This is a genomic window from Pseudomonas sp. ANT_H12B, assembly GCF_008369325.1.
Taxonomy (GTDB): domain Bacteria; phylum Pseudomonadota; class Gammaproteobacteria; order Pseudomonadales; family Pseudomonadaceae; genus Aquipseudomonas.
Map to the genome: position 1 here is coordinate 31,456 of NZ_VOBI01000018.1, position 25,691 is coordinate 57,146.

The 25,691-nt window shown below is 59.5% G+C and carries 12 protein-coding genes and 2 pseudogenes; 10 read left to right on the forward strand and 4 right to left on the reverse strand.

Annotated elements, in window-relative coordinates; genetic code table 11:
• Positions 1-79 precede the first annotated feature (79 nt).
• From FQ185_RS23565 to FQ185_RS23585, 5 genes are all read left to right on the forward strand, one after another.
• Positions 80-1,078: an AraC family transcriptional regulator gene (locus FQ185_RS23565; protein ID WP_149419529.1), complete on the forward strand. Its 999-nt coding sequence runs from the start codon at positions 80-82 to the stop codon at positions 1,076-1,078.
• Positions 1,079-1,342: 264 nt separating this feature from the next.
• Complete coding sequence (locus FQ185_RS23570) at positions 1,343-2,374, forward strand: histone deacetylase family protein (RefSeq protein WP_149419530.1); 1,032 nt, start codon at positions 1,343-1,345, stop codon at positions 2,372-2,374.
• Positions 2,375-2,386: 12 nt separating this feature from the next.
• A complete protein-coding gene (locus FQ185_RS23575; protein ID WP_149419531.1) occupies positions 2,387-3,487 on the forward strand; it encodes a polyamine ABC transporter substrate-binding protein in 1,101 nt (366 codons plus the stop codon).
• Between the two features lie 150 nt (positions 3,488-3,637).
• Positions 3,638-8,230, forward strand: a complete 4,593-nt coding sequence (locus FQ185_RS23580) for a dermonecrotic toxin domain-containing protein (protein ID WP_149419532.1) — start codon at positions 3,638-3,640, stop codon at positions 8,228-8,230.
• Positions 8,231-8,372: 142 nt separating this feature from the next.
• Positions 8,373-12,974 carry a dermonecrotic toxin domain-containing protein gene (locus FQ185_RS23585; RefSeq protein ID WP_149419533.1) on the forward strand — a complete coding sequence of 1,534 codons (4,602 nt, stop codon included), beginning with the start codon at positions 8,373-8,375 and terminating at the stop codon, positions 12,972-12,974.
• Here the strand turns inward: FQ185_RS23585 and FQ185_RS23590 are convergent, their stop codons facing one another.
• The gene (locus FQ185_RS23590; protein ID WP_149419534.1) at positions 12,975-14,525 is read right to left on the reverse strand and encodes a PLP-dependent aminotransferase family protein; all 1,551 of its coding nucleotides are present in this window, start codon (positions 14,523-14,525) and stop codon (positions 12,975-12,977) included.
• Between the two features lie 90 nt (positions 14,526-14,615).
• On the opposite strand from FQ185_RS23590, the gene FQ185_RS23595 reads away from it, so the two are divergent.
• From FQ185_RS23595 to FQ185_RS23605, 3 genes are read left to right on the forward strand one after another with little or no spacing between them, the layout of a single operon-like run.
• Complete coding sequence (locus tag FQ185_RS23595) at positions 14,616-15,239, forward strand: FMN-binding negative transcriptional regulator (RefSeq protein WP_149419535.1); 624 nt, start codon at positions 14,616-14,618, stop codon at positions 15,237-15,239.
• 9 nt (positions 15,240-15,248) lie between these two features.
• The gene (locus FQ185_RS23600) at positions 15,249-15,695 is read left to right on the forward strand and encodes a GNAT family N-acetyltransferase (RefSeq protein WP_149419536.1); all 447 of its coding nucleotides are present in this window, start codon (positions 15,249-15,251) and stop codon (positions 15,693-15,695) included.
• A gap of 17 nt (positions 15,696-15,712) precedes the next feature.
• A complete protein-coding gene (locus FQ185_RS23605; protein ID WP_149419537.1) occupies positions 15,713-16,384 on the forward strand; it encodes a GNAT family N-acetyltransferase in 672 nt (223 codons plus the stop codon).
• Positions 16,385-16,542: 158 nt separating this feature from the next.
• On the opposite strand, the pseudogene FQ185_RS23610 reads toward FQ185_RS23605, so the two are convergent.
• Positions 16,543-16,749, reverse strand: a pseudogene (locus FQ185_RS23610) (helix-turn-helix domain-containing protein); the annotation flags it as partial.
• A gap of 100 nt (positions 16,750-16,849) precedes the next feature.
• Between FQ185_RS23610 and FQ185_RS23615 the strand changes: the two are divergent.
• A complete protein-coding gene (locus tag FQ185_RS23615; RefSeq protein WP_149419538.1) occupies positions 16,850-19,807 on the forward strand; it encodes an autotransporter domain-containing protein in 2,958 nt (985 codons plus the stop codon).
• A gap of 200 nt (positions 19,808-20,007) precedes the next feature.
• Positions 20,008-22,096 (forward strand): annotated as a pseudogene (locus tag FQ185_RS23620) (autotransporter domain-containing protein).
• A gap of 247 nt (positions 22,097-22,343) precedes the next feature.
• Here FQ185_RS23620 and oadA read toward each other — a convergent pair.
• Positions 22,344-24,167 carry a sodium-extruding oxaloacetate decarboxylase subunit alpha gene (oadA, locus tag FQ185_RS23625; protein ID WP_149419539.1) on the reverse strand — a complete coding sequence of 608 codons (1,824 nt, stop codon included), beginning with the start codon at positions 24,165-24,167 and terminating at the stop codon, positions 22,344-22,346.
• An 11-nt stretch (positions 24,168-24,178) separates the two neighbouring features.
• Entirely contained in the window at positions 24,179-25,594 is a 1,416-nt protein-coding gene (locus FQ185_RS23630) for an acetyl-CoA carboxylase biotin carboxylase subunit (RefSeq protein WP_149419540.1), read from the reverse strand.
• Between the last annotated feature and the right edge of the window lie 97 nt (positions 25,595-25,691).

Genomic DNA, 25,691 nt, shown 5'->3' on the forward strand with positions numbered 1-25,691 from the left:
CGAGCAGGCTCGCTCCCACAGGATCTCATCAGGCATGTAACTTGCTGCGTTTCAGCCATCCCAAGGCTGGAACATCCCCATGCTCCACTCCCACCTCACCACCCTCAACGCCGTCTCCCTGGTGCTCGACACCTTCAAGGCCGAAGGCTTGTCCAGCGAAACGCTGTTGGCTGGCAGTGGTATCAACGCGGCGGATCTGAACCGGGCCGACACGCGTATCACCACCAACCAGGAAATGCAGGTCTGCGCTAACGCTGTCGCGCTCAAACGCGATATCGGTCTGGAATTGGGCGGGCGCATGCACGTTTCGTCCTACGGCATGCTCGGTTATGCGTTGCTCACCAGTGCCACCTTCGGTGACGCGTTACGTCTGGCGATGCGATATCCGGCGCTGCTGGGAACACTTTTCGAATTGAGCCTGGAAGACGACGGTGAGCGTGTCTGGTTCGTCGCCGCCGATTATCGGGAGAACCCGGCGCTCGCGGTGTTCAACGCCGAGTTCTGTCTGGTGTCGCTGAAAGTCATCTGCAACGACCTGCTCGGGCATCCGCTGCCGTTGCGGGCCACACGCTTCGAACACGCCGCACCCGACTATGAAGCGACTTACGCCCAACACTTCAACTGCCCGTTGCACTTTGGGAGGCGGGACAACGCGTTTGCTTTCGACCGGCGCTGGCTCGACCAGCCGCTGCCGCTGGCCGATGTCATCACCCATCAGGCTATGGCCGAACGCTGCCGCAAGCAGAACACCGAGTTCACCGGGCGTCAGGCGTGGCTGGGGCGGATTCGGCAATTGCTCGGCGCGCAGTTGAACGCCGCACCTGGGCTGGAAGGCCTGGCCGAGCAGATGAACTGTTCGGCGCGCACGTTGCGGCGACACCTCAAGGACCTGGGGTGCGGTTATCAGGAATTGCTTGATGAACTGCGCTTCGAACAGGCCAAGCAAATGCTTTGCGAGGATCAACTGCCGATCTATCGGATCGCCGAGGCGCTGGGTTTCAGCGAGACCGCAAGTTTCCGCCATGCGTTTGTGCGCTGGAGCGGTGTGGCACCCAGCCAGTTCCGGCCACATGGATAACACGTGTAGGAGCGGCCTTGCCCGCGAAGAGGCCGGTACATCCGACACATCTCCAGCGGCCGAAACACCGCCTTCGCGGGCAAGCCCGCTCCCACAGTTTCGGCATTCCATGCTCACAATCGGGCATGCTCGCGCTAAGAAGGGGCGAATTTCGGTCAGTTCTTTTGGCCATATCGATCCCCTTTTGGCCTTTCCTGCCGTTCTCCAAAATCATCCGCGCCGCAAGACTGTGTGCAACCGAATCAGCCTGCGGAGAACAACAAAATGCTGACGATCTACTCGGACGATCACCACCTGCACCACGGCCGTTGTGAATTGATAGACGGGCAACTCAAGCCCTGCTTCGAAATGCCGTCGCGCGCCGACCACGTGCTGGCCCGGGTGCAACACCAGAACCTCGGCCCCGTCGAAGCACCACAGAATTTCGGCCTCGGTCCGATCGAGCGCATCCACAGCCGCGCCTACCTCGACTTTTTCAAAGGCGCCTGGGCCCGGTGGACCGAGTTCAACACCGACGGCGACTTGCTGCCCTACACCTGGCCGGCCCGCACCCTGCGCCGCATCAAGCCCACCAGCCTGCACGGCGAGCTCGGCTATTACAGCTTCGACGGTGGCGCACCGATCACCGCCGGCACCTGGCAAGCGGCATACAGCGCGGCGCAAGTTGCCCTCACTGCCCAGGCCGAAATCCAGCGCGGCGCCCGCAGTGCCTTCGCCCTGTGCCGCCCACCGGGACACCATGCTGCCAGCGATTTGATGGGCGGTTATTGCTACCTCAACAACGCCGCAATCGCCGCTCAGGCGTTCCTCGATCAGGGCCATAAAAAGGTCGCGATCCTCGACGTCGATTACCACCATGGCAACGGCACCCAGTCGATTTTCTACGAGCGCAGCGACGTACTGTTCACCTCGATTCACGGCCATCCGGAAGCCGAGTTCCCGTTCTTCCTTGGCTATGAAGACGAGCCGGGCGAAGGTGCTGGCGAAGGCTTCAACTTCAACTACCCTTTGCCCGCCGGCAGCGGTTGGGACACTTGGAGCGCAGCGCTGGAACAAGCCTGTAAAGAGATCGAACACTACGGCGCCGAGATCATCGTCGTCTCCCTGGGTGTCGACACGTTCAAGGACGATCCGATCTCCCAGTTCAAACTCGACAGCCCGGACTACCTGGCCATGGGCAAGCGCATCGAGGCCCTCGGCAAACCCACGCTGTTCGTGATGGAAGGCGGTTACGCGGTAGAAGAAATCGGCATCAATGCCGTGAACGTTCTTGAAGGTTTTGAAAGCGCTCAATGAGGAAATAGAACAATGAAAAGGCTCAAGCGTCTTATCGTTCCAGCCCTGAGCGCCATGGTGCTCAGTGCCGCTGCACACGCTGAAGAACGAACGTTGCGCGTCTACAACTGGTTCGACTACATCACCCCCAAAGCCCTGGAAGACTTCAAGGCGCAGAACACCCAGACCAAACTGGTCTACGACATCTTCGACACTAACGAAACACTGGAAGCCAAGCTGCTGACCGGCAACTCCGGCTATGACGTAGTCGTGCCGTCCAACGTATTCCTCGCCAAGCAGATCGAAGCCGGCGTGTTCCAGCCGCTGGACCGCAGCAAGCTGCCGAACTGGAACCACCTCGACCCCAAGCTGATGAAGCTGATCGAAGCCAACGACCCGGGCAATAAATTCGCCGTGCCCTACATGTACGGGACCATTCTGATCGGTTTCAACCCGGACAAGATCAAGGCGGCTTTGGGCGACAACGCACCGGTGGACAGCTGGGACCTGATCTTCAAGGAAGAGAACATTAGCAAGCTCAAGCAGTGCGGCGTGGCCCTGCTCGACTCACCGTCAGAGATCCTCCCGCTGGCCCTGCAACACCTGGGCCTGGACCCCAACAGCAAGAAGCCGGCGGACTATGCCAAGGCTGAAGCGCTGCTGATGAAGATCCGCCCGTACGTCACCTACTTTCACTCCTCGAAGTACATGGCCGACATTGCCAACGGTGACATCTGCGTGGCGGTCGGTTATTCCGGCAGCTTCTCCCAGGCGGCCAACCGCGCCAAGGAAGCCAAGAACGGTGTGATCGTCGACATGCGCCTGCCGAAAGAAGGTGCGCCAATCTGGTTCGACATGCTCTCGATTCCCAAGGGCGCAAAAAACCCGGAAGACGCCTACACCTTCATCAACTACCTGCTGCAACCGCAGGTGATCGCGCCGGTCAGCGACTTCGTCGGCTACCCAAACCCGAACAAGGACGCCACGGATTTGGTCGACCCGGCGATCCGCAACAACCCGAACCTGTACCCGACCGAAACCGCGATGAGCACGCTCTACACCCTGCAACCGCTGCCGCGTGATGCCGAGCGTGCGCGGACCCGGGCCTGGACCAAAATCAAATCAGGGACGTGATCAAACCGCTGAACCAAAGACCCGCGTGATGCGGGTCTTTTTTTGCCTGCGATATTTATCTACCGCCAAATGCCCTGGCCCGACCACTACCTTGCCCTGATCCAGCGCTGTACCTCACAGCGACCTCAACCATCAGACAAGGATATGGTCATGCCCGAAACCTCCGCGCCCAGCGCTGTCGATGTACTCACCCAACTCGTGAGCGGCCCATCGCTCACCGAAGTCGCCTCGAATGCCTTGCTTGCTGCACTCGCGCAGCTGTACCCACAACTGGATATCGACCCGGGCCTGGCCATGGTCGCGACACCGGCCTGGCTGATCGAACGCGAACGCATCGAGGCCGGTCCTTGTCGCTACGAGTCTCTAACCGATGTGCTGGTTCGGCTCGCCTTGTCCGGCACGGCCATAACCTGCATCGATGATGAAAATTTCCTCACCGCACAACCCGGTGTCGAGCCCCCTACCCAGCTCCCGGTGTCGATCGAGGTGATCGGCGCCCTGCTCAATGAGCTCGCCCCGTTATTGTTCACCGCCTATCAGCAACAGCAGCTCGACTACTGGAGCGAACCCACCAACTCCACTCAGCCGCGCTGGCACCAACTCTCCAAAACCTTGCAGCAACTGTGGAACGTCAGCGTCAGCAACGGCTGGGATGATGACCAGCGGGCAATGGCGCACGCGGTGTTCGACAACCCGGACAAGACCACGCGATTACCCGGCGACAAATACCAGACCCGCGCCTGCCTGATCGACCTCGACCTCGACCTCGACATTGTTGACGATGCCGCTCGCAAACATCTCAACATCCTCGAAACCGCGGTGCTGGTAGGCACTCTGGGCGAACGCACACTGATCCTCACCCACTCGATCACCAAGGGTTTTCAACGCTTTGATTCGTTCGATGCGCTGAGTCAGTCGATGCAATGGCCGGTTGAAAATGACGCCACCGGCATTCAGGTTCACTGGCGCCTGTTCGAACCGGAAGGCAACTTTTTCGATCACCAGGCCTGCACCCTGATCGCGCTGGAAGCCCAGGCGATCGGACAGATCGATAATTTTCAGCATCCGGGCGACTCGGTTTTTCTGTCACGACTGGTTGCGGCCGATAGCCAGGAGCCGCAGGACGAGCAACGAGCGCCCCGGTTCACACACATGGAACATTCGCTTCCGCAGTGGCTGGAACACGCATCGCCCGCCGACCAGACTCGATACAGCCGACATCTGCTTGATCTGGTCACCGTGCAGTATCAAAACGCCGGGAAAACCTTTCAAAGCGAAATTCCAGGCATCAAGACATTCACCCTGGACGAGTTGCAGAAAAAGATCAGCCAGGTGCCAACCCGTGACTTCAATTTGCAAGACGTCGAAATCACCGTGACCAGCGTGGTGGTCTGGGGCACGTTTGTCCCGCCGGAGCATGAAGAAACGCTGACCCTGTCGCTCGTGGAGTTGGCGCTGCAAAATCTGGCGGCTCTACCGCTGGGAAATAAATTAGTGCGCTACGGCAACGGAGCTGCCGTGCCGCAATGGATGACCTTCGATTACCTGGAAAACCTGGTCACCTCTGTCAACATCGGTGAAACCTATCCGGCCCTGCTCAAAAGCCGACTGATCGACGACACCGCAAAAGCCTCGCAGCTGCAACAGCTTTACAACCGTCAGTTGCCTCTCGAACTGCCCTTGCTGGCGCTGCAACACAAAATCCGCGGTGAAACCGGGATTGATGAGCAGGGCTATCGCTACGTCGTTGCAGCGCTGGCAGTGGAAAAGGTCGATCGGAAGGTCGACGGCCAGGACATCGTGATCCGCCCACTCGCGTTCATCACAGGAAACAAGACAGACACCACCGCCGACGAGGTGGTCAACATGTTCGTGATCGGCCCGGGAAATCAGGATAAGGGACCGTGCCTGCTCTACCGTCCACTGCTCGACCCGCCACTGTTGCAATACCCGTCGCCGGCCAATCTGTTGTACGCGATCAAACATTCGAGAACATTGCGCCAGTCGGTGCTCGCCTGGTTGCCCGACAGCGTGCGCTTCAATTACTCGCAATATGTGTTTCCGGGCGCGCTGCCGTCGGTGTGGACCGTGCCGCAATTACTGGTCGATCCCACGCTGTCTCCGGACATGACCGGGCCGGTATCACTGGGCAATCGAGTGATCGAAGACGACGTTCTGAAAACCTTGTACACCGCCAACGCCCAGGCGCTGATCACCCAGGCAGATCGCCAATCGGTGTCCAACGCCGAGGCGCGTTGGGCCACTTTCAAGCGTGGCGGCTGGGCGCTGTTCAATGCGGCGCTGCCGTTTCTGGGGCGCGGTGTCGGTACTGCAGCGTGGATCTGGCAGATCATGGATGACCTGCAAGACGTTGCCGATGCTCAGGAGCAACAGCAAACACCACTGGCCTGGACGGCCCTGGCCGATATCTTGCTGTCGCTCGGCATGGTGCTCGCCCATAAAGCCGCCATGCGCCAAAAACCGCAACGGAAGTCGTCTGCTACCCATAGCGAAAAACCGCTGCTGCCAGAGGCGGAAAAAATCGCGCCGGGCATTATCCGCGCAACCCGTCTACCCGACATTGCCAGCCATGAACTGCCGCCCGGTCATGAGCTGTCACTGCATACTTTCGGCGCACTGAATCAAGCCCCGGCGGATCTTTTCACCGTACTTGAAAGCTTCAAGATCAACCCACCGCAAGCACTTGCCGCCGCGCAGACCGAGGGCTTGCACAAGCACCTGAGCGGCGACGGCAAAACCTGGTACGCCCAGGTTGATACGCGCTGGTTTGAGGTGGAGCTCAATGCCGAAAACGATGTGCTGATCATCGACTCGCGCCAGCAACCGCCGCGCATTGGGCCGCTACTGATCAGCACTGCCCGTGGCAAATGGTTTGTAAATCCTGGTTTGCGCCTGCGCGGTGGCGGCCTGAAAAGTCGACGCCAGCAATTGCAAAAGCAGAACCAGGAAAAGTTGCGTCAGAAGAAAGAAAGCATCGCCGCATTCGAAGCCGGTCTGGCGGGCAAGCGGCTGCAACTGGTCAATGTCCGTCGGGCGATGCTGGATGCCACGCCAGAGACTGCCGAGAGTGCACGCCAGGAATTTCTCGACACCCTCGATTCACAAGTGACCGACTACAGCGCCCACATCGAAAACCTGAAGGCGCTGAATCTGCTTGAAGCGATACCCAACTACCGTATCGCGATGCTCGACCGGATTTCCCTGCAACTGTTCCTCAACCATGCCTGGCTCGACGAACGTTACCCCGCATTTCGCGAGAGTCTGCGTGTCACCCTGGAGTTGCTCGACGAGCCCCAGAGCGATGCCGCGACCGACCGTTCCGAACCCTTTGAACATATGACCGACCTGGCTCAGGGCATCATCGACAAAGTCGAGTTCGCGCAAAACCGCTTCGCTGAACTCAGCCTGCTGGGCAAAGAAGCCGCCGAGGTCACCCGTGAGTACAAAGCCAAACTCCCACCTTTCTCGCTGCACGACCTGAAGATGCTGCAAATCACGCTGGGCCAGGAACTCTGCCTCAAGACTGAGCCTGGAGAATCCCAGGAAGAAGCCCGAGTGGCGCTGGAAAGCCTGATCGAAGATGCCGCACTGAACATTCAGAGTGCGGTGGATCTGAGCGCGGATGACAGCTTCAACCAGCTTGGTGAACGCGTTGAGGCGCTGAACAATCTGGTGGAGCAGTTCGACGTGATCGATCAGCGGTTCGTCGACATGGTTGCTGAGTATCCGCAACACCTGATCACCGACCGCCTCGATCATATAAAAAAACGCGTCGCGCAATTCCATCAGGACGCGGTGCAACAGCTCTCGACTCTGCTGCGCGAACAACGCCTCGTGGAACCGGTTGCCGGCCCGTCAAAAACACCTGCCACACCGACCAGGAAAATCATCAAGACACGCTATCAGGGCACTCTCGTTGGTCAGCCGCGTCGCAGTGAAGGCGGGCAGGAAAGCGATCTGGTCGATGTGGTGACGCCGCTGACGGGCAAGGTGATCGCGACCTTTCACGAAAAATCGCCGGGCGTCTGGGTGGAAAGAGTTCCGGCCAAACCGCCTGCTCCACCGAAAGCAAAACCCGATCTGCCGAAAAGTCTCCTGGCTGGCCAGAAGTTGCTCGATGAACTGCCGGCATTCAAGCAGCGCACCCAGTCACACATTGGACGGGCGCAACGCAATCCAACGGAAATAGAGGAGATTTACTACCTCCATGCCGCGCGACTGCGCGAGGCCATGGACAAAATCGATCAGGCCCTGACCGCTGGCAATCACACCGAAAGTAAAGGCACTTCGGCCACGGCCCTGCGTCAGCAACTCGATAGCGAAGCCACCGCGTTGTACGCCAAGGGCCGCGCCACCCGTATCGACATGACCAAACAGCAGGCCCCGACTGCGGCGCGGGTCGAATGGCTGAACAGCAAAGGTGAAGTGACGATCGGCAAAGCCACCGAGCGCCGCCGGCTCAAAGGCCCACGCAAAGACTATCTGACGGAGTATGAAGTCCTCGACAAGCAGACCAGGAAGGTTCTGTGGTACGCGCACTTTCACTACGCCAGCCCCACTGATGCCTTGGAATCATTCACTGCCGCCCACTTGAAAACCGTCGAACAGCGACGATTGGGTGGTGCCTATGACTGGCGGGAAAGCAGCAGTAATCAAGAGTTGATCGCCATCCACCGCAGCGCCATCAGCCGCGCGCAAGCCGCGGCGATGTTCTTCTCTTGACCCACTTGTGACATGGAGGCCCGCCGAGTGCGGGCTTCTTTTGCACACAATACATATCTACCACCTGACCCGGTGGGTGCCTGGGTACTTTCGGTTGCAGACGGCAATTGCCGCCCTACCCATCCCAACCGGTTCCGATCCCATGAGCGAAACAACCCGAACGAACGCAGCGTCCTTACTGCTGAACAAAAGCCGTCTGGTGGAACAGACCAGCGGCGGTCCGACCCTGCATGACGCCGCTACGCATCTATTGCGCAAGGCGTTGAAAAAAAGCTTCCCCGAGCAACACATCGACCCCGACAAAGCCATGCTGATGTCGCCGATCTGGCGCCAGCAGGGCGAGGAGCTCGTGACCGATAGCAGCCATTTCGAAAGGTTGACCGACGCACTGGTACGCCAGGCCTTCGACCAAACCTCGGCCAACTATATCGAAGGCGAACACTTCCTGACCCTCACACCCCGTGCCGTCGAGCCAATCCATCTACCGGTGAGCATGGACGCGATCACCACCCTGCTGAACGAATGCGCACCGGTGCTGTTCATCGGCTTTCAACGAAGCCAACTGGACTACTGGAATCAAATCACGGAACAGCTACCTCGCTGGCAGGTGATCTCCGACACACTGAAGGAAGCCCTGAACGTCCAGTCAGTCACGGGCTGGGATGCGGATGAATGCGCTCTGGCGCGGCTCGTTTCACAGTCCCCCGACAAGGCATCACGCCAAACCTCCGGCAGCAAACTGTCGAACGTCCGCGCTTGCCTGCTTGATATCGATCTCGTCTTTGAACTGGCAGAGAGCAGCAAGACCCAGCACCTGATGCTGGCCGGCGCACTGGTGCTGACCGCGACGCTGGGCAGCCGTGAATTGATCGTGATGTACACCATCGCCGATGGTTATGAATCGTTCAATTCGATGACGCAACTGGGCGCCATCCTTCCGGTACGAATCGGCATCGAACTGAAGGGCCAGAGCCTTAAATGGCGACTTTATGAACCCGAGGAAAATGCTTTCGATGCCATGGTCTGGGCACTGGTGGGGTGCCAGATTGAGTCCATCGATGCACTCGATCCGGGCAGTCGCTCGCCCATTGCCGGATTTGCTCCCCCGCGGGACGAAAGCAGCACGATCAGCGCCAGGGACAACGCGCGTGTTGAACAACTGGAAAATGCGATCCCCGAATGGCTATGGGCGGGTTCACTTGACGATATCCAGGCCTATAGCAGCTGCCTGATCGACCTGGGAAGCCTCAGAGGTGCATCTGACAGCGACGCATTCGACGTCAAGGATATCCCGCTCATTCAACCCTATGCCCAGCAAAAAATGCGAGAGGCCATCGTCGCCGACACAGCCAACACAACCGACAAAACCGCGGTGGAATTGCGTCTGGATGACCTCCAAATCACCGTCACCCACAGCTTCGAAGCGGGCGGTTTCACCCTGCCCGACCCACGCAACATCAGCGTCGAAACCCTCGGCGAATTCGCCCTGCAAAACACCAACCCTTACAGCGCGACGGTGGCCTATGCCGATGGTGCAGTTGCACCAGACTGGATAACGGTCACGTTCCTGCTGCGCATCGCCAACGAGATCAACATCGGCGAAACCTATCCACAACTGATCAAGCGCACGCTCATCGATGATTCAGAGCAGGCTCGGCGCCACAAACTCCGCTACAGCCGTCAGCTGCCGTTTCTCCTGCGAATGTTGGCGATGGAGTGCAAACTCAAGCGTCAGGGTGACGTCGATGAGCGGGGTTATCGTCAGGTCTGCCAACTGATGGAGTCGATCGAAAAAAACTCGCCATCCACCGAATGGCCCATACGGATTCGCCCCTTGGCGTTCATGCCCCGCTACCGTCTCGGCAACACGCCGGACACCGTCGCGAACATGTACATCATTGGCCCGCGCAAGGGCTCCAACGGGCCCTGCCTGCTGTATCGGCCCTTGCTGGATCAACCACTGCGCCAGTTTCCATCCGAGCAAAACATGCTGTACGCGTTTTACCAGCCGGGTGAACTGCGCGACTCGATACTCGCCTGGCTGCCCACCCGTGCACTGAGTTTCGATTACGCCCAATACGTGTTTTCCAGCGGAATACCTTCACTCTGGACGATTACCGAACTGGCCTTCGAACCGTTTGCCCGCCTCGACCTGACCGCATCCGTCGATCTGGCAGATACGCCTCTGAGTGGCGATATTTTCTCCACCTTGTTCACCCGAAATAGCCAGGCCATGGCCGAGCTGGCCGACCGCCAATCGACCTCGAACGCCGAACGTCGCTGGGCACTGCTGGCGGACAGCGGCTGGGCGCTTTTCGGTGTGGCAGCCAACTTCCTCAGCGGTCCGGCGGGCACCGCTGTCTGGGTCTGGCAAAGCATCACCCAGATCCAACAGGCTCTGGATGCCCATGAGCGCGGCGATACGGTTGTGGAATGGTCTTCGATCGGCGATGTGTTGCTGACGTTGGGCATTTTGCTCACACAACGATTCGCGGCACGGCGAATTCGGCTTTCCCGTCCCTTCGGCGAAGGCGCTGGGTCAAAAGACGTGCTCATGGACGAGGCACAACTCATTGTGCCCGTCTCCGCAGAGGCTCCCACCGTCACGCATGACTCGACTTCGCTGAACGCCAGACTGCCTGAGGCTCATCTCTCTGCCCTGGCGCCCGCCAGGCCGACCCGAATCAGTGCAGGAACACAGTTTTTAAATAACATCGAGCGACTCAAGGTACCGGCACCGTCTCTGCCCGACGGTGCGCAGCCCAATGCCCAACATGTCTACGAATTTGAGGGAAAGCAGTACGCCAAGGTCGGTGCGCGATGGTTTGAGGTCAGTGCCGAAGCAGACGAACCGGCGTTCGTCCTCGACCCGAAGGATCCCACCTACCCCAGCTTCGGCTTGAAGTTCGACGAAATGGCCGGTTACTGGCACTGGGATCTGAAACTGCGGTTACGCGGCGGTGGGCCCACCGGCCGGATCGCAGCCCTGCGGCGTGAAAGAACCAAAAGACAGGATGAAGCGTGGGCAGCACTGCACCAGTTCATTGAGCAGGAAGCCACTCGCAAAGCCAGCCTGGACGACACCTTGAAATCCCTGGATTCCAACGACGTATCCGTCACGCTGTCCGAGGAAGAGATCACCGCTTACATCACCAAGGCCGATGAGTTGGCCACCGGGTATGGCCAGGCGCTCGAAGACCTCGAAAAGTGGCGCGAAGCGGGCGGCGCAGGTCCGTTTTACCAGTCTCAGCTGATGCGCCTCACCGTTGAACAGCATCGCTTCCTCAGCGGTTGGATGCGAATGAAGTTGCGCGAATACGCGAGAATCGTTGCACCCCAGCTCAACCTGTCGGAATCCGGGGAAACGAGATCCCGTGCCGCGCAAATGGAGGCTGCACAAAAAGCCATCGCCGTCAGCGATGAAATGAGCGACCGTCTCGGTCAACTGCACAAATCGCTGAACCGGTTGATGAGCCATACCGGCACCACCCGCAAGGTCGCCGATGATCTGAAAAGGTTACTGCCTTCATTCTCTCGCTACGACCTTGACGCCAATGAAATCGGCATGTCGACCGAGCTCAGCTTGATTGAAGTGCCCGGTAGCGATTTGTCCGAGGTGCGTCAACTCGTCATCCAGATTTTTGACAATGCCGCTGACGCAGGTCACTCCCTGGTTGAGCGACGCAGTACCGTTCGGGCTGCGCAGACCTCGCCACTGACTGTCGACCAACTCACTGCCATAGTTGACCGCCTCGCCGATGCCGAACGGCGCCTTCAGGAGCTGTTTGCCAGCTCGTCCGATCAGCTGGAGCCAGTTCGATTCCAGCGTGTTCAGACCTTGGTTGGCGAATTTCATCAACTGGCGCGCAACCGCCTGCTCAAGTTGCTACCGGAACCTGAAGAAGTACCGGTAGCCGCGATGGCCAGACTCGAACCGGTGCCCTCCACCTCACGCGCCATCGGCAAGGTGAGCAAGTCCCGACCACGAATCGTTGAGACGCAGAAGACCCCATCTACGGAAAAACCGGAGGCTGTCGAAGACGTCCCCATCCTCAAGACAGCGACCACGCGGCCGGTGCAGTCGGTGGCACTGAACGATGAAGGCGTCATCGCTAACGGGCAGTTGCTGATCATTGATCTCGATGCCTTCATCAAGCGTCTGCGCAAGGACGCCCAGCGCCCCTGGCGCATTCCGGCGGACATGAAAGACCTGTTCGATCAACAGGCGACACAACTTGATCAAGCCGCCACTCACGTTAATGCGGTAATGGCTCGCAGAAGCGCCGACTTTCCCGTGGGGACCCTGGGCACCGATTTGCGTGAAGGTGCCGCGAGAACCCGCCGCGAAGGCATCAGCGTCTACGGCGCCATGCTTATGGCGCGCAAACCCCGGGAGGCCTATCTGAAATGGTTGCATGACAACGGCCAGGTCGAGATCGTCAAAGACCCGCGCAGCCGCATCAAGACCAAACAACGCAAAGACTTCTTTCAGGAATACAGAATCCTGGACAAGACACACCAGAAAAAAACGTTGTGGGTCGCGCACTTCCACTACGACAACCTGACCGATCCGGATGATCGATTCACGGCCGCGCACCTCAAGTTCGCCGACGGCTTTCTGCAAGAGCTGCCGGTCAAGACGCGTCAGGAACTGGATAACTTCGATGCGGTGGACAACGCGTTGCGGCGAATCCTGAATCCGATGGTGCGGGACCTGTTTGTGAAACCTGAACCGCAAGATTGATCAGTCGCCCCAGACTTCGCGCAACCGGGTCAGAGCCGCTTTGATCGCCGGCTCTGGCACGGCGGCAAACCCCAGCACCAGACCGGCGCGCCGGTCCAGTGGGGTCTGCGAATCGGGCAACCAGTAACTGCTCAAACCGTTGACCTCGACACCAACGCTTTGAGCTTTTTCGATCAACTCGCATTCGCGGGCCACGCTGCTCACCGGGACGGCAAGGTGCAAGCCAGCCATCACGTTGGGCAGGTTGCCGACGCCAGCAATGTTGCTCGGCCACTGCGCCAACAAACAATTGCGCCGACTCAGCGCGGCGCGACGCATGCGACGGATGTGCCGCTGAAAATGTCCGGCAGCCATGAACTCGGCCATCACCGCCTGAGTGCTGACTTCCGAATGCCGCACGTCCACAGCACGCCGCTGCGAAAACGCGTCGACCAGCCCCGGCGGCAGTACCAGATAGCCCAGACGCAGCGCCGGAAAAGCGACCTTGCCAAACGTGCCGACGTACAACACGCGACCCTGGCGATCGAGTGCCGCCAACGGCGCCAGTGGCGCGCCGCTGTAGCGGTACTCACCATCGTAATCGTCCTCGACGATCCAGCCTTGCGTGCGCTCGGCCCAGGCCAGCAACTCCAGACGACGAGCGAGGCTCATGACCACGCCGGTGGGGTATTGATGCGATGGCGTGACATACGTCAGACGGCAATCACTGAGTTGCGCCAATTCGCTGCAATCAATGCCCTCGCTATCCACCGCCACCCCGTGCAATTTTGCCCCGGCGACGGCGAACGCATGACCCGCCGCACGATAGCCCGGATTTTCAATCGCCACCCCGTCGCCCGGCTCCACCAGCAGCTGTGCACAAAGGCTGATGCCTTGCTGCGCGCCACTGGTGATCACAATTTGTTCAGCCGTGCACTGCATGCCGCGCGAACTGCGTAAATAGGCCGCAATCAGCCCACGCAAGCGCGCATCGCCTGCCGGGTCGCCGTAGCACAGTTGCTGCAAATCCGGTTTGCGCCAGAAAGCCGCATTCAGCTTGGCCCAGACCTCAAAGGGGAACAAATCAAACGCTGGAACACCGACCCGAAAAGCGCGCGGCGGACCACTCGGCGGCGTGGGTAAATGGTTCTTTTCAACGCGCCCCAGAGCGCCGCTGTGGATAACTTTGCTGGATGAATCCACAGGTAAATCGAGCCAATTTGTGGATAAGGTTGTGGGTAACCCTGTTGACAACCCTGTGGATACTTTTGTGGATAGTTTTTTTACCGGTAATACGCTTTGAGGCAGTTGCGCAACGTAGGTCCCGTCGCCGACTCGCCCCTCGATGAAGCCTTCGGCATAGAGCTGGTCGTAGGCACGCACCACACTGTTGCGTGAAATCGCCAATGCCGCCGCCAGATCCCGACTGGCTGGCAAACGCGTACCGCTGGCGAGTCGTCCGTCCAACACGCGCACACGTAATGCCTGATACAGCTGACGACTCAAGCCCTGACGGCGGTCGAGTTCGATACCTGCAGGGTTGAACGACAAGGACAGTGGCTCGCTGCTCATGACATTGGACCTATGAAATTGGCCGGTAATGGCTCTTACAACAGACCAATAGCCTGCCTAGGATGCAGGCATTCGCCAAGGAATATTTCCATGTACACGCCAAGCAACTTCGCCATCAAAGATTTGCACGAGCTGCAGCAACAGATGCTCGGCACTCGCCTCGCCATGGTGGTCACCCATGGCGAACAAGGCCTGCAAGCCAGTCATCTGCCGTTGCTGTTGAGTACCGACCAAGGCCCGAATGGCACCCTCTACGGCCACTTCGCCAAGGCCAATCCGCAGTGGAAAGAGCTGCAGAACGGCGCCGAAGCACTGGTGATTTTTGTCGGGGCCGATGCTTACGTCAGCCCCGGGTTCTACCCGGGCAAAGCCGAGCACGGCAAAGTCGTGCCGACCTGGAACTACGTCGCCGTGCACGCGTATGGCACGGCCGAGGTTTTCACTGACGCCGATCGCCTGCGCAATCTGGTCAGCGCCCTGACTGATCGTCATGAAGCGGGTCGCGCCAGTCCATGGAAAGTCGCCGATGCCCCCGCCGACTACATTGATGGAATGCTCAAGGCCATCGTCGGTTTCGCGTTGCCGATCCAGCGTCTGGAGGGCAAACGCAAGCTCAGCCAGAACCGCAGTTCAACAGACATCGCCGGTGTGCGCGAGGGGCTCGCCGCCAGCCCTGATGCCCACGACCAGGCCCTCGCCCACTTGATGCGTTAAGGAATGAACATGAGTCAGATCGAGATTCGCCAGGTCAGCGCCGACGACCACGCCGCGTGGCTGCCGCTGTGGCAAGCCTACCTGCGCTTTTACAACACCGAACTGCCCGAGGCGGTCACCCAAAGCACCTGGCAGCGCATGCTCGACCCGAGCGAACCGACCCACGCAGCCCTTGCCTGGGCCGACGGCAAAGCGGTGGGCATGGTGCATTTCATCTACCATCGTTCGAACTGGAGCATCGAAAACGCCTGCTACCTGCAAGACTTGCTGGTGACGCCCGAAACCCGCGGCACGGGCGTCGGTCGGCAGCTGATCGAATTCGTCTACGCCACTGCCAAAGAGGACGGTTGCTGCAAGGTCCACTGGCTGACCCACGAAACCAACGCCACCGCGATCCAGCTCTACGAGCGCGTCGCCGAACGCCCCGGTTTCATTCAGTTTCGCAAAGCCATTTAAGGTTCAAGGAGAACAGCATGTCGACTTCACTTGCGGACTGGAAAGGCGCACCAGCTCCCTCGGTCCAAACCATCGAAGGGCGTTTCATCCGCCTGGAAAAACTCGACCCGGCACGTCATGCCGACGGGTTGTGGAACGCTCTGCAAGGACCGGGCGCCGATCCGAAACTCTGGGATTATCTGCCTTACGGGCCGTTCCCGGAACGCAGTGCATTCAACGATTGGCTGAACAACCACGCGGCCAACAGCGATCCGTATTTCTTCACCGTGATTGATCGTGCGAACGGCGATGTGCAAGGCATCCTCAGCCTGATGTCGATCGTTGCGGCACAAGGTCGTATTGAGATCGGCCACGTGACCTTCGGCGCATCTATGCAACGCTCACCGAAAAGTACCGAGGCGGTTTATTTGCTGGCCAAGGAGTCGTTCGCCTTGGGTTACCGGCGCCTGGAGTGGAAGTGCAACAACGGCAACGCCCGCTCCAAATATGCAGCCGAGCGGTTGGGGTTCAGTTTTGAGGGGGTGTTTCGCCAGCACATGGTAGTCAAGGGGCAGAACCGGGATACGGCCTGGTATTCGATTCTGGACTCGGAATGGCCGGTGATTGGCGCGGGGTTTGAGCGGTGGTTGAGCGATGAAAACCAGACGGATTCGGGGCAGGTGAAAACGTTGGCGCAGTGCCGCGGGTAATTCATTGGCGACTGGGTGGACGCCTTCGCGGTTAAGCTCGCCTCCTACGGTTAATCGTCGGTCACTTTGCGTGCATCGATTCAGATCCCTAGAAGCGAGGCTTGCCCGCGAAGCTTTTGATGATTGTCGAAGGACGCTATCTCAGCCCAAGTCGCGCCGACCCGCACCACACCCATCTTCAATCCAAACGGTCTGAACACTGCATTCAGCGATTTCAGCGTCTGGCTCCCTTCTCCATGCTCGATATGGGCCAGCGTGCGCACCGAGATTTTGCACATTTCCGCAAACTGGGTCTGGTGTAAACCTGTGACCTCTACCCGTAATCGACGGACCGCTTCGCCTATTTCAAGAGTGCCTTGAGCCAGTGCGCAAAATAATGCAGATCCGAGTGAAACGCCTACATCATTCTGTAAAAACCCTCCGCTATACAAGACGGCCCGCTTATAACAAAAAGGCTGTCCGGTCATGCCCTTCTCGCCCCAGCGTCCGTCGCTCATCATCGCGCTCTTGATCAGCGCCACTGCCGCCCACGCCAAAACCGTGCAGATCGACACAACCACCGCAGCAGCGCAAACCCTCGGCGGTAGCGACACGCTGACAATCTCGGCGCCGGGCAGCATCACCAACGCCAGCAAGACCGTCAGTTTGAAGGACAGCACCAGTGGCGCCGGAGTGGTGATCGATAACTCGGGCAAGATTATTTCCACTGGCGGCCGGGCCATCGACAGCAGCGGTGACCTGACCCAGGCGCGCAACTACAGCCTCTATAACCGCGCTGGCGGGCAGATTCTTGGTTTCAACGACGCCCTGCGTATCGACAGTAACTTCGCCAGCGGCAGCCTGCTGATCGACAACAGCGGCATCATCCGCTCAACCACCGGCCAAGGTCTGGACCTGGATGCATTGCGTAGCGCAGGCGTCAAAACGACGATCATCAACCGTCTGGGTGGGTTGATTCGTGGGGACGCCAGCGACGGCATGAAGACCGGCGCCAACGCGACGATCACCAACTACGGCGAAATTTCTACTGGCGACTCTCGCATCGCTGACGACAAGTTCGACGGTATCGACATCGACAGCGCGACCGGTGTGTCAGTGACCAACTTCGGCAGCATTTCCGGTGGCCGTCACGGCATCACCACCGACCTCGGTGCCACGCTCGTCAACTACGGGGAGATCACCGGTCGCAACGGTTCGGGTTTCGGTTCCGATGGCGACGGCACGGTCATCAACCATGGCACCATCACCGGTGCTTACTCCGGGCTGCAACCTAATGGCGACGGCGATGGCGTGGACATCGACAAGCTCGCCCACATCGAAAACTTCGGCACCGTTCAGGGTGTCGGCGCGGGCGGCGTGGACAAGGGCGGTTTCGCTAACGGCAGCGAAGGCATCGCGCTGGGCGGCGGCTATGTACTGAACGCCAAAGGCGCGCTGATCAGCGGCGCCAACAGCGCAATTCTGGTCGACGATGGCAGCGGCGGTTCGGGCGTGGCAGCGACCACACTGGAAAACTTCGGCACCATTGAGGGCCTCGATGGTTTTGGCGTGAAGTTCGTCGGTGAGTTCGCCGACAGCGTCATCAACGGCGGCACGATCAGCGGCAGCAACGGCCTGGCACTGGACTTGGGAGGCGGCAATGACCGCCTGACCTTGCGCAACGCCAGCCGCTTCGTCGGCGTGGTCGACGGCGGCAGCGGTTACGACCGCGTGGTGATGGACGACGCGGCGGGCGGCAGCTTCGGCGCGAGTCGCAACGTTGAATGGCTTGAGGTCAGGCAAGGTGCGTGGACACTGACCGGCAACGGTGATTTCAGCGACGGCGGCGCGGTGCGCAATGGCGCGACATTGATCAACCAGGGTGGCATCGCCGGCACCCTCACAGTCGACCAGGGCGGTGTGTATGCCGGCGGCGGTTCAGTGGGCAATTTGTGGGTCAACGGTACCTTGCAGACCAACACTCAACTCGGCACCGCGACCATCACCCACGACCTGACGATGGGCAGCGGCTCGACCCTGGCATATGGCGTCAACGCCGACGGCAGTAGCGCCCCTGTGATAGTCGGCGGCAGCGCCAACCTGAATGACGCAACCCTGGCGGTAAACCCCGGCAGCGGCACCTATCCCTGGCAGAGTCATTACACCGTTTTGCAAGCTGCGAGCATCAATGGCACCTTCGGCAAGGTCACCAGCGACTACGCATTCCTCACGCCGACACTCGCTTACACCCCGACCCAGGTTGACCTGACCTATACCCGCAACGATGTCGCCTTCAACGAATTCGCGCTCACCGGCAACGGCAGCAGCGCCGCCAACAGCCTCGCCTCTCTCGGCAAAAACAACGCGCTCTACAATGCGTTGCTCAACACCACCAACGCCACCGCTGGCGCGGCTATCGAACAACTGGCCGGCGCCAGCAACGCCAACCTGACCAGCGCCACCCTCGGCGCCAGCAGCCAGATCGGTGGCAGCATGCTGTCGGCGATGCAACAAGTGGGCGGCGGCTCAGGCTTGCTGGTCGGACTGAATCAGCGAGACACCCCGGTTCTGGCCTCCACGGGCGTACCTTCCGAAGCACGCAATCTCAACGACCCGAATGCGCAAGGCCGGCTCTGGCTGCAGGCCATCGGCGGCTACGGCAAACTCGACGGCGAACACGGCAGCAGCGGCCTGGAGCAACGCACCAAAGGTAGCGTACTCGGTGCCGACTGGGCGCTCGATCCGCAATGGCGCCTGGGCGTACTCGGTGGCTATTCGAAAACCGATCTGGATGCCAAGGGGGTCGATGGCAACGTCGAGAGCTGGCACGCTGGCGTCTATGCCCTGCGTCAAAGCGGTGCTTTCGCCTTGCGTCTCGGCGCGGCCTACAGCGGCCATCGAGGTGAAAACAAACGCACCGTTGCCTTTAATGGTTTCAATGATCGACCAACAGGCGATTACGACGCCGACAGCCAACAAGCCTTCGCCGAACTGAGCTACGCAATGGGCAGCGGCCGCCTCAGCGCCGAACCCTTCGCCAGCCTTGGCTACCAGCGCTATCACCGCGACAGTTACCAGGAGAAAGGAGGTTCTGCAGCGCTTCAGGTCGACCAGCAAACACAAGACAACTTCAGCAGCACTTTCGGTCTGCGCCTGGCGCACCTGAGTTCTCTGGAGAACGGCATGAGCCTGACGCCGCGTATGACGGCTGGCTGGAAGCACACGTATGGTGATGTCAGCAACTCGACTCGTCAGGCGTTTGTGGTCGGCGGTACTGCGTTCAGTGTCGACGGCAGTTCACTGGATCGTGACAGTCTGGTACTGGAGGCCGGGCTGGATCTGGGCATCTCGGCACGGCATTCGGTGGGCGTTGGTTACAGTGGCGAGATCGGTAGCAACAGCCGCAATCACGGGTTGATTGGGCAGTGGCAGATGAGTTTTTGAGTTTGCGATAGCCGGCTGCGTCTCGATTGGTTGTAAGAAAGGTCGTCAGCTCGAAGGGCCAAAAACCGTCGCCCACAAGCGAGTGGCCATTTTCTACATCACTATCTGACACCGCCTGCAAGCCTGCCGGAACCGACCGACATCGGTCGCTATAGCCTTCTCTTTAGAGTTTGGCCTCTCATCAAAAGAGGTCAGACTCGATGCCCGTTCAACACAAATATCGCCCACAACACTTGGCGTTGGCCATTGCGCTTGCGTTGGGTTGCGCTGAATTTGCAAACGCGCAGCAGCTATCAACACAAGCCGACCCGACAAACCTCGCAGAAGAAACCGGGCAGCCTGATGCCGAGCCGCACCCGCTGACCCGGCGTATAGCGTTTATCGAGTCGGACAGCACTGTTACGAAGAAGATTGATTCGCTGCAACCCGCCAAACGAGGTATTTCACTGAAGCTGGACGCCACAAATGACCTCATCATCGTCAAGAATGGTGGAAGTTTCGAAGGTCGGGTTGATGGAGGTAAAGGAACTAACGTCATACAGCTTGATGGCACAGACGGGGGCCAATTGGGGAACACTCGCAACTTCAATGGCCTGTACGTTTCGCAGGGATCGTGGACGCTAACCAGTACCGGAGATTTCAGCGAGGGTGTGGTGGTGCTCAATGACGGCATCCTGACCAATGACGGAAAAATCGAAGGTGGGGCGATTACGATTGGAAAGCTCTTCAACAATGGCGACATAAAGGGGGATGTGGCAGTCGCGGACGGCGGTACATTTGCAGGTTCAGGGACAGTCGGCGGGCTGGAGGTTTCCGGCCAGGTCAACGTTGATCGATTGCACGGCGCCCCAAAAGTCAAAGGCGACTTGAGCTTTTCCAAAACTGGCGTACTGGCTTACGAGGTCACTACCGATGGCCGAGGCGAAACGATCAAAGTCGGCGGCACTGCCAATCTCGGTGGTGCGACCCTGAAAATCGTCGCGGTTCAGGGTGATTATCCGCAGACCAGTCAGTACACCGTCATCGAAGCCAGCAAGATCGAGGGCCAGTTCGGAGAGGTCCTCAATGATTTAGCCTTCATGACCCCTAGCCTGGATTACAGTGACGAAACGAGAGTCGGCCTGACCTATGCTCGTAACGATGTGCCTATCGAAAATCTTGCGACCAAAAAAAATGCTAAGGAACTCGCCCGCAGTATCGTAGAGCCCAAAGCCAGCCAAACGGCGCAGGCTCCATCCACTACTGCAAATGCCGCCGTCACGACCCTGCTCGGTTCCAGCGTGGAAACCGCCTCCCGGGCTATCGAACAACTGGCCGGCGGCGGCAACGCCAACCTTGCGAAGGCGACTCTGAACAGTGACAGCCCAATCAGCGCAACGATGCTCTCGGCCATGCGCCAGATGGACAGCGCCAGCGGCTATAACAGGCCGGGCAACCGAACCAGCGCACCACGCCTGGCCACCGGCAGCGATGACCACGGCAGAGTCTGGCTGCAAGCACTGGGTCATGGCGGGACGCTGGATCGCGACTATGACGCTCTGAAATACTCAACCCAAGGTCTAGTCCTGGGCGCGGATTGGGGCATCGATGACGAATGGCGCATCGGTGTGATGGGCGGCAAGTCCGAAACTCGACTGGACAGCCACGGGCTCGACGGAGATCTCGACAGCTGGCACCTGGGAGCCTATGCCCTGCGCCAAAGTGGCCCCATGTCGCTGCGCCTGGGCGCGACCTACAGCAATCACGACGGCAGCACCAAACGACGAGTTGCCTTCAAAGGTTTCAGCGATCGCCCCGAAGGTCGTTACGATGCCAGCACCCAGCAAGCCTTCGCCGAAGTTGGCTACAACCTGGGCCGCGCCAACGTCAGCATCGAACCGTTCGCCAGCCTTGGCTACCAACGCTATCAGCGCGACGGCTACACGGAAAAAGGTGGCGCCGCGGCGCTGAAAGTCCACGGCCAAAACCAGAACAACATGAACAGCACATTTGGCCTGCGCCTGGCCAGGCTCAACACGCTGGATAATGGCATGCAACTGACGCCGCGATTGAGCGCCGCCTGGAAACACACTTACGGGGACGTCTATAGCGATACCCGCCAACGACTGGCAACGGGCGGAAAAAACTACACCGTTTCCGGTGCGTCACTGGATCGCGACAGCCTGAAGCTGGATGCAGGGCTGGATCTTGGTTTGTCAGCTAGACATACACTTGCCGTCAGCCTTAACAGAGATCGGCACTGACAGCCGAAACCATGGCGTAACGGGGCAGTGGCGGATGGCGTTCTGATGAACCCTCGCTGCCCTCACGGACTCAACACAGTACCTGTGGGAGCGGCGATGCGACGATTCGACTTGCTCGCGAATGCGCAGTGTCAGTCGCCATCGATGTTGCATGACACACGACCTTCGCGAGCAAGCCCATTCCCACAGTTGAGTAAAGGTGTCTGCGGGAAAGCGATTCACCCAAACACCGGGCAAAAAAAGGGGAGCACATGCCCCCCCGAGGTTTAAAGCGGTATATCGAGGCTGTTAACTCAGCCTTCGATCTCGATCAGGATTTCGCCCGGGTTCACCCGGTCGCCCTTGGCCACGTGAATGGCGGTGACTTTGCCGGCGATGGCTGACTGCACTTCGGTTTCCATCTTCATCGCTTCGGTGATCAGCACGGCCTGACCGGCTTTGACGGTGTCGCCTTCCTTGACCAGCACGTCCACGATGTTGCCCGGCATGGTGGTGCTGACGTGACCCGGCGCAGTGGCTTGCTTGCGCTTGCTGGTGCCGCCGCTGACGAATTCGTTGAGCGGTTCGAACACCACTTCTTCCGGCATGCCGTCGATGGACAGGTAGAAGTGACGCTTGCCTTCAGCCTTGACGCCGACACCGGTGATGTCGACGCGGTAGGTTTCGCCGTGGACGTCGATGACGAACTCGGTCGGCACGCCTTCGCCACCGGCCGAGGCCACGCCGCCTGCTTCAGGAATCGGCAGCAGCACTTCTGGAGTCAGGGTGCCGGCGGCGCGTTCTTCGAGGAACTTGCGGCCGATGTCCGGGAACATGGCGTAGGTCAGCACATCTTCTTCAGACTTGGCCAAGGCGCCGATTTCGGCACGCAGCTTGGTCATTTCCGGCTTGAGCAGATCAGCCGGACGCACGTCGATCACTTCTTCGCTACCGATTGCCTGGCGACGCAGTTTTTCGTTCACGGTGCCTGGCGCCTTGCCGTAGCCGCCTTGCAGGTAGAGTTTCACTTCGTTGGTGATGGTCTTGTAGCGCTCGCCGGCCAGCACGTTGAAGAACGCCTGGGTGCCGACGATTTGCGAGGTCGGGGTCACCAGCGGCGGGAAGCCAAGGTCTTCACGAACGCGCGGGATTTCGGCCAGCACTTCGCCCATGCGGTTCAGCGCGCCCTGCTCTTTCAACTGGTTGGCCAGGTTGGAAATCATCCCGCCCGGTACCTGGTTGACTTGAACGCGGGTGTCGACGGCGGTGAACTCGCTTTCGAACTGGTGGTACTTCTTGCGCACGGCGTAGAAGTACAGACCGATCTCTTGCAACAATTCCAGATTCAAACCCGTGTCGAATTCGCTGCCTTTAAGGGCTGCGACCATCGACTCAGTGCCTGGGTGACTGGTACCCGAAGCGAAGCTGGAGATCGCAGTGTCGATGTGGTCGGCGCCGTTTTCGATGGCCTTGAGTTGGCACATGGTGGCCATGCCAGCGGTGTCGTGCGAGTGAATGAACACGGGCAAGGACTGCTCGGATTTCAAAGCCTTGACCAGTTCGCCGGTGGCGTACGGAGTCAGAAGGCCAGCCATGTCCTTGATCGCCACCGAGTCGCAACCCATCGCTTCCATTTGCCTGGCTTGCGCCACGAACGCGTCGATGGTGTGCACCGGGCTGGTGGTGTAGGCGATGGTGCCCTGGGCGTGTTTGCCGGCCGCTTTGACCGCTTCGATGGCCACGCGCAGGTTACGCACGTCGTTCATCGCGTCGAAGATGCGGAACACGTCAATGCCGTTGACCGCGGCTTTGGCAACGAAGGCTTTGACCACATCGTCGCTGTAGTGGCGGTAGCCCAGCAGGTTTTGGCCACGCAGAAGCATTTGCAGACGCGTGTTAGGCAACGCGGCGCGCAGTTGGCGCAGGCGCTCCCACGGGTCTTCCTTGAGGAAGCGTACGCAGGCGTCGAAGGTCGCGCCGCCCCAGCATTCCAGCGACCAGTAGCCGACTTTGTCGAGCTTGTCGCAGATCGGCAGCATGTCTTCGGTGCGCATGCGGGTGGCGAGCAGCGATTGGTGGGCGTCGCGCAGGATTGTGTCGGTAACGTTTATCTTTTTAGAAACAGGGGGCTTGCTCATTGTTCTATTCCTCACAGGCCTGCGTGGGCGGCGATGGCGGCGGCGATGGCCAGGGCCAGCTCTTCGGGTTTGCGCTTGATCGAGTAGTTGGTCAGTTCAGGGTGGCTTTCAACGAAGCTGGTGTTGAACTGGCCACTACGGAATTCCGGGTTACGCAGGATTTCCTGGTAGTACGCGGCGGTGGTCTTGACCCCTTGCAGACGCATGTCGTCCAAGGCGCGCAAGCCACGGTCCATTGCCTCTTCCCAGGTCAGCGCCCACACCACCAGTTTCAGGCACATGGAGTCGTAGAACGGCGGAATGGTGTAGCCGGTGTAGATCGCCGTGTCTGTACGCACGCCGGGACCGCCGGGTGCGTAATAACGGGTGATCTTGCCAAAGCTCGGCAGGAAGTTGTTTTTCGGGTCTTCGGCGTTGATCCGGAATTGCAGCGCGAAACCGCGGTGCTGGATGTCTTCCTGTTTCACCGAAAGCGGCAGTCCGGAGGCGATGCGAATCTGCTCACGCACGATGTCGATGCCGGTGATTTCTTCGGTGATGGTGTGTTCCACCTGCACCCGGGTGTTCATTTCCATGAAGTACACCTCGCCCTCGGCGAGCAGGAACTCCACGGTGCCAGCGTTCTCGTAACCCACGGCCTTGGCTGCGCGCACCGACAGGTCGCCGATGTAGGCGCGCTGTTCAGGGGTCAGTTGCGGGCTCGGGGCGATCTCGATGAGCTTCTGGTTACGGCGCTGGATCGAGCAATCACGCTCGAACAGGTGCACCACATTGCCAAAGCTGTCGCCAAGGATCTGCGCTTCGATGTGTTTTGGATTGACGATGCATTTTTCGAGGAACACTTCCGCCGAACCAAAGGCCTTGGTGGCTTCGGAAATGACCCGAGGGAATGCTTGTTCAAGCTCTTCTCGGCTGTCGCAGCGACGGATACCACGGCCGCCACCACCGGAAGTTGCCTTGAGCATGACCGGATAACCGATGCGGTCGCCTTCAACCAAGGCTTCGGCGATGTCCGCGACGTTGCCTTCGGTCCCCGGGGTGACTGGCACGCCTGCCTTGATCATGCTGCGACGGGCTTCAGTCTTGTCGCCCATGCGGCGAATCACTTCAGCCGATGGACCGATGAACTTGATGCCGCGCTCGACGCAGATGTCCGCCAGTTCAGCGTTTTCCGAGAGGAAGCCGTAGCCGGGGTGCAATGCATCACAACCGGTTTCCACCGCCAGATTCACCAGTTTGCGCGCGTTCAGGTAACCGGCCAGTGGCTCGGCACCGATGCTGTGAGCCTCGTCCGCGCGTTTCACATGCAACGCATGGCGATCGGCGTCGGAATAGATCGCAACCGAGCGAATGCCCATCTCGGCGCAGGCACGTACGATTCGTACGGCAATCTCACCACGGTTGGCGATCAGGATCTTTTTTATCACTTGGAGGTTCCCTTGAGCCGGTGGTACCCACGACCTGCTAGACCAGGTCGACGCGTGACCAAATGTTTCAATTTGGTCGCAGCTCCACACTAGCCTC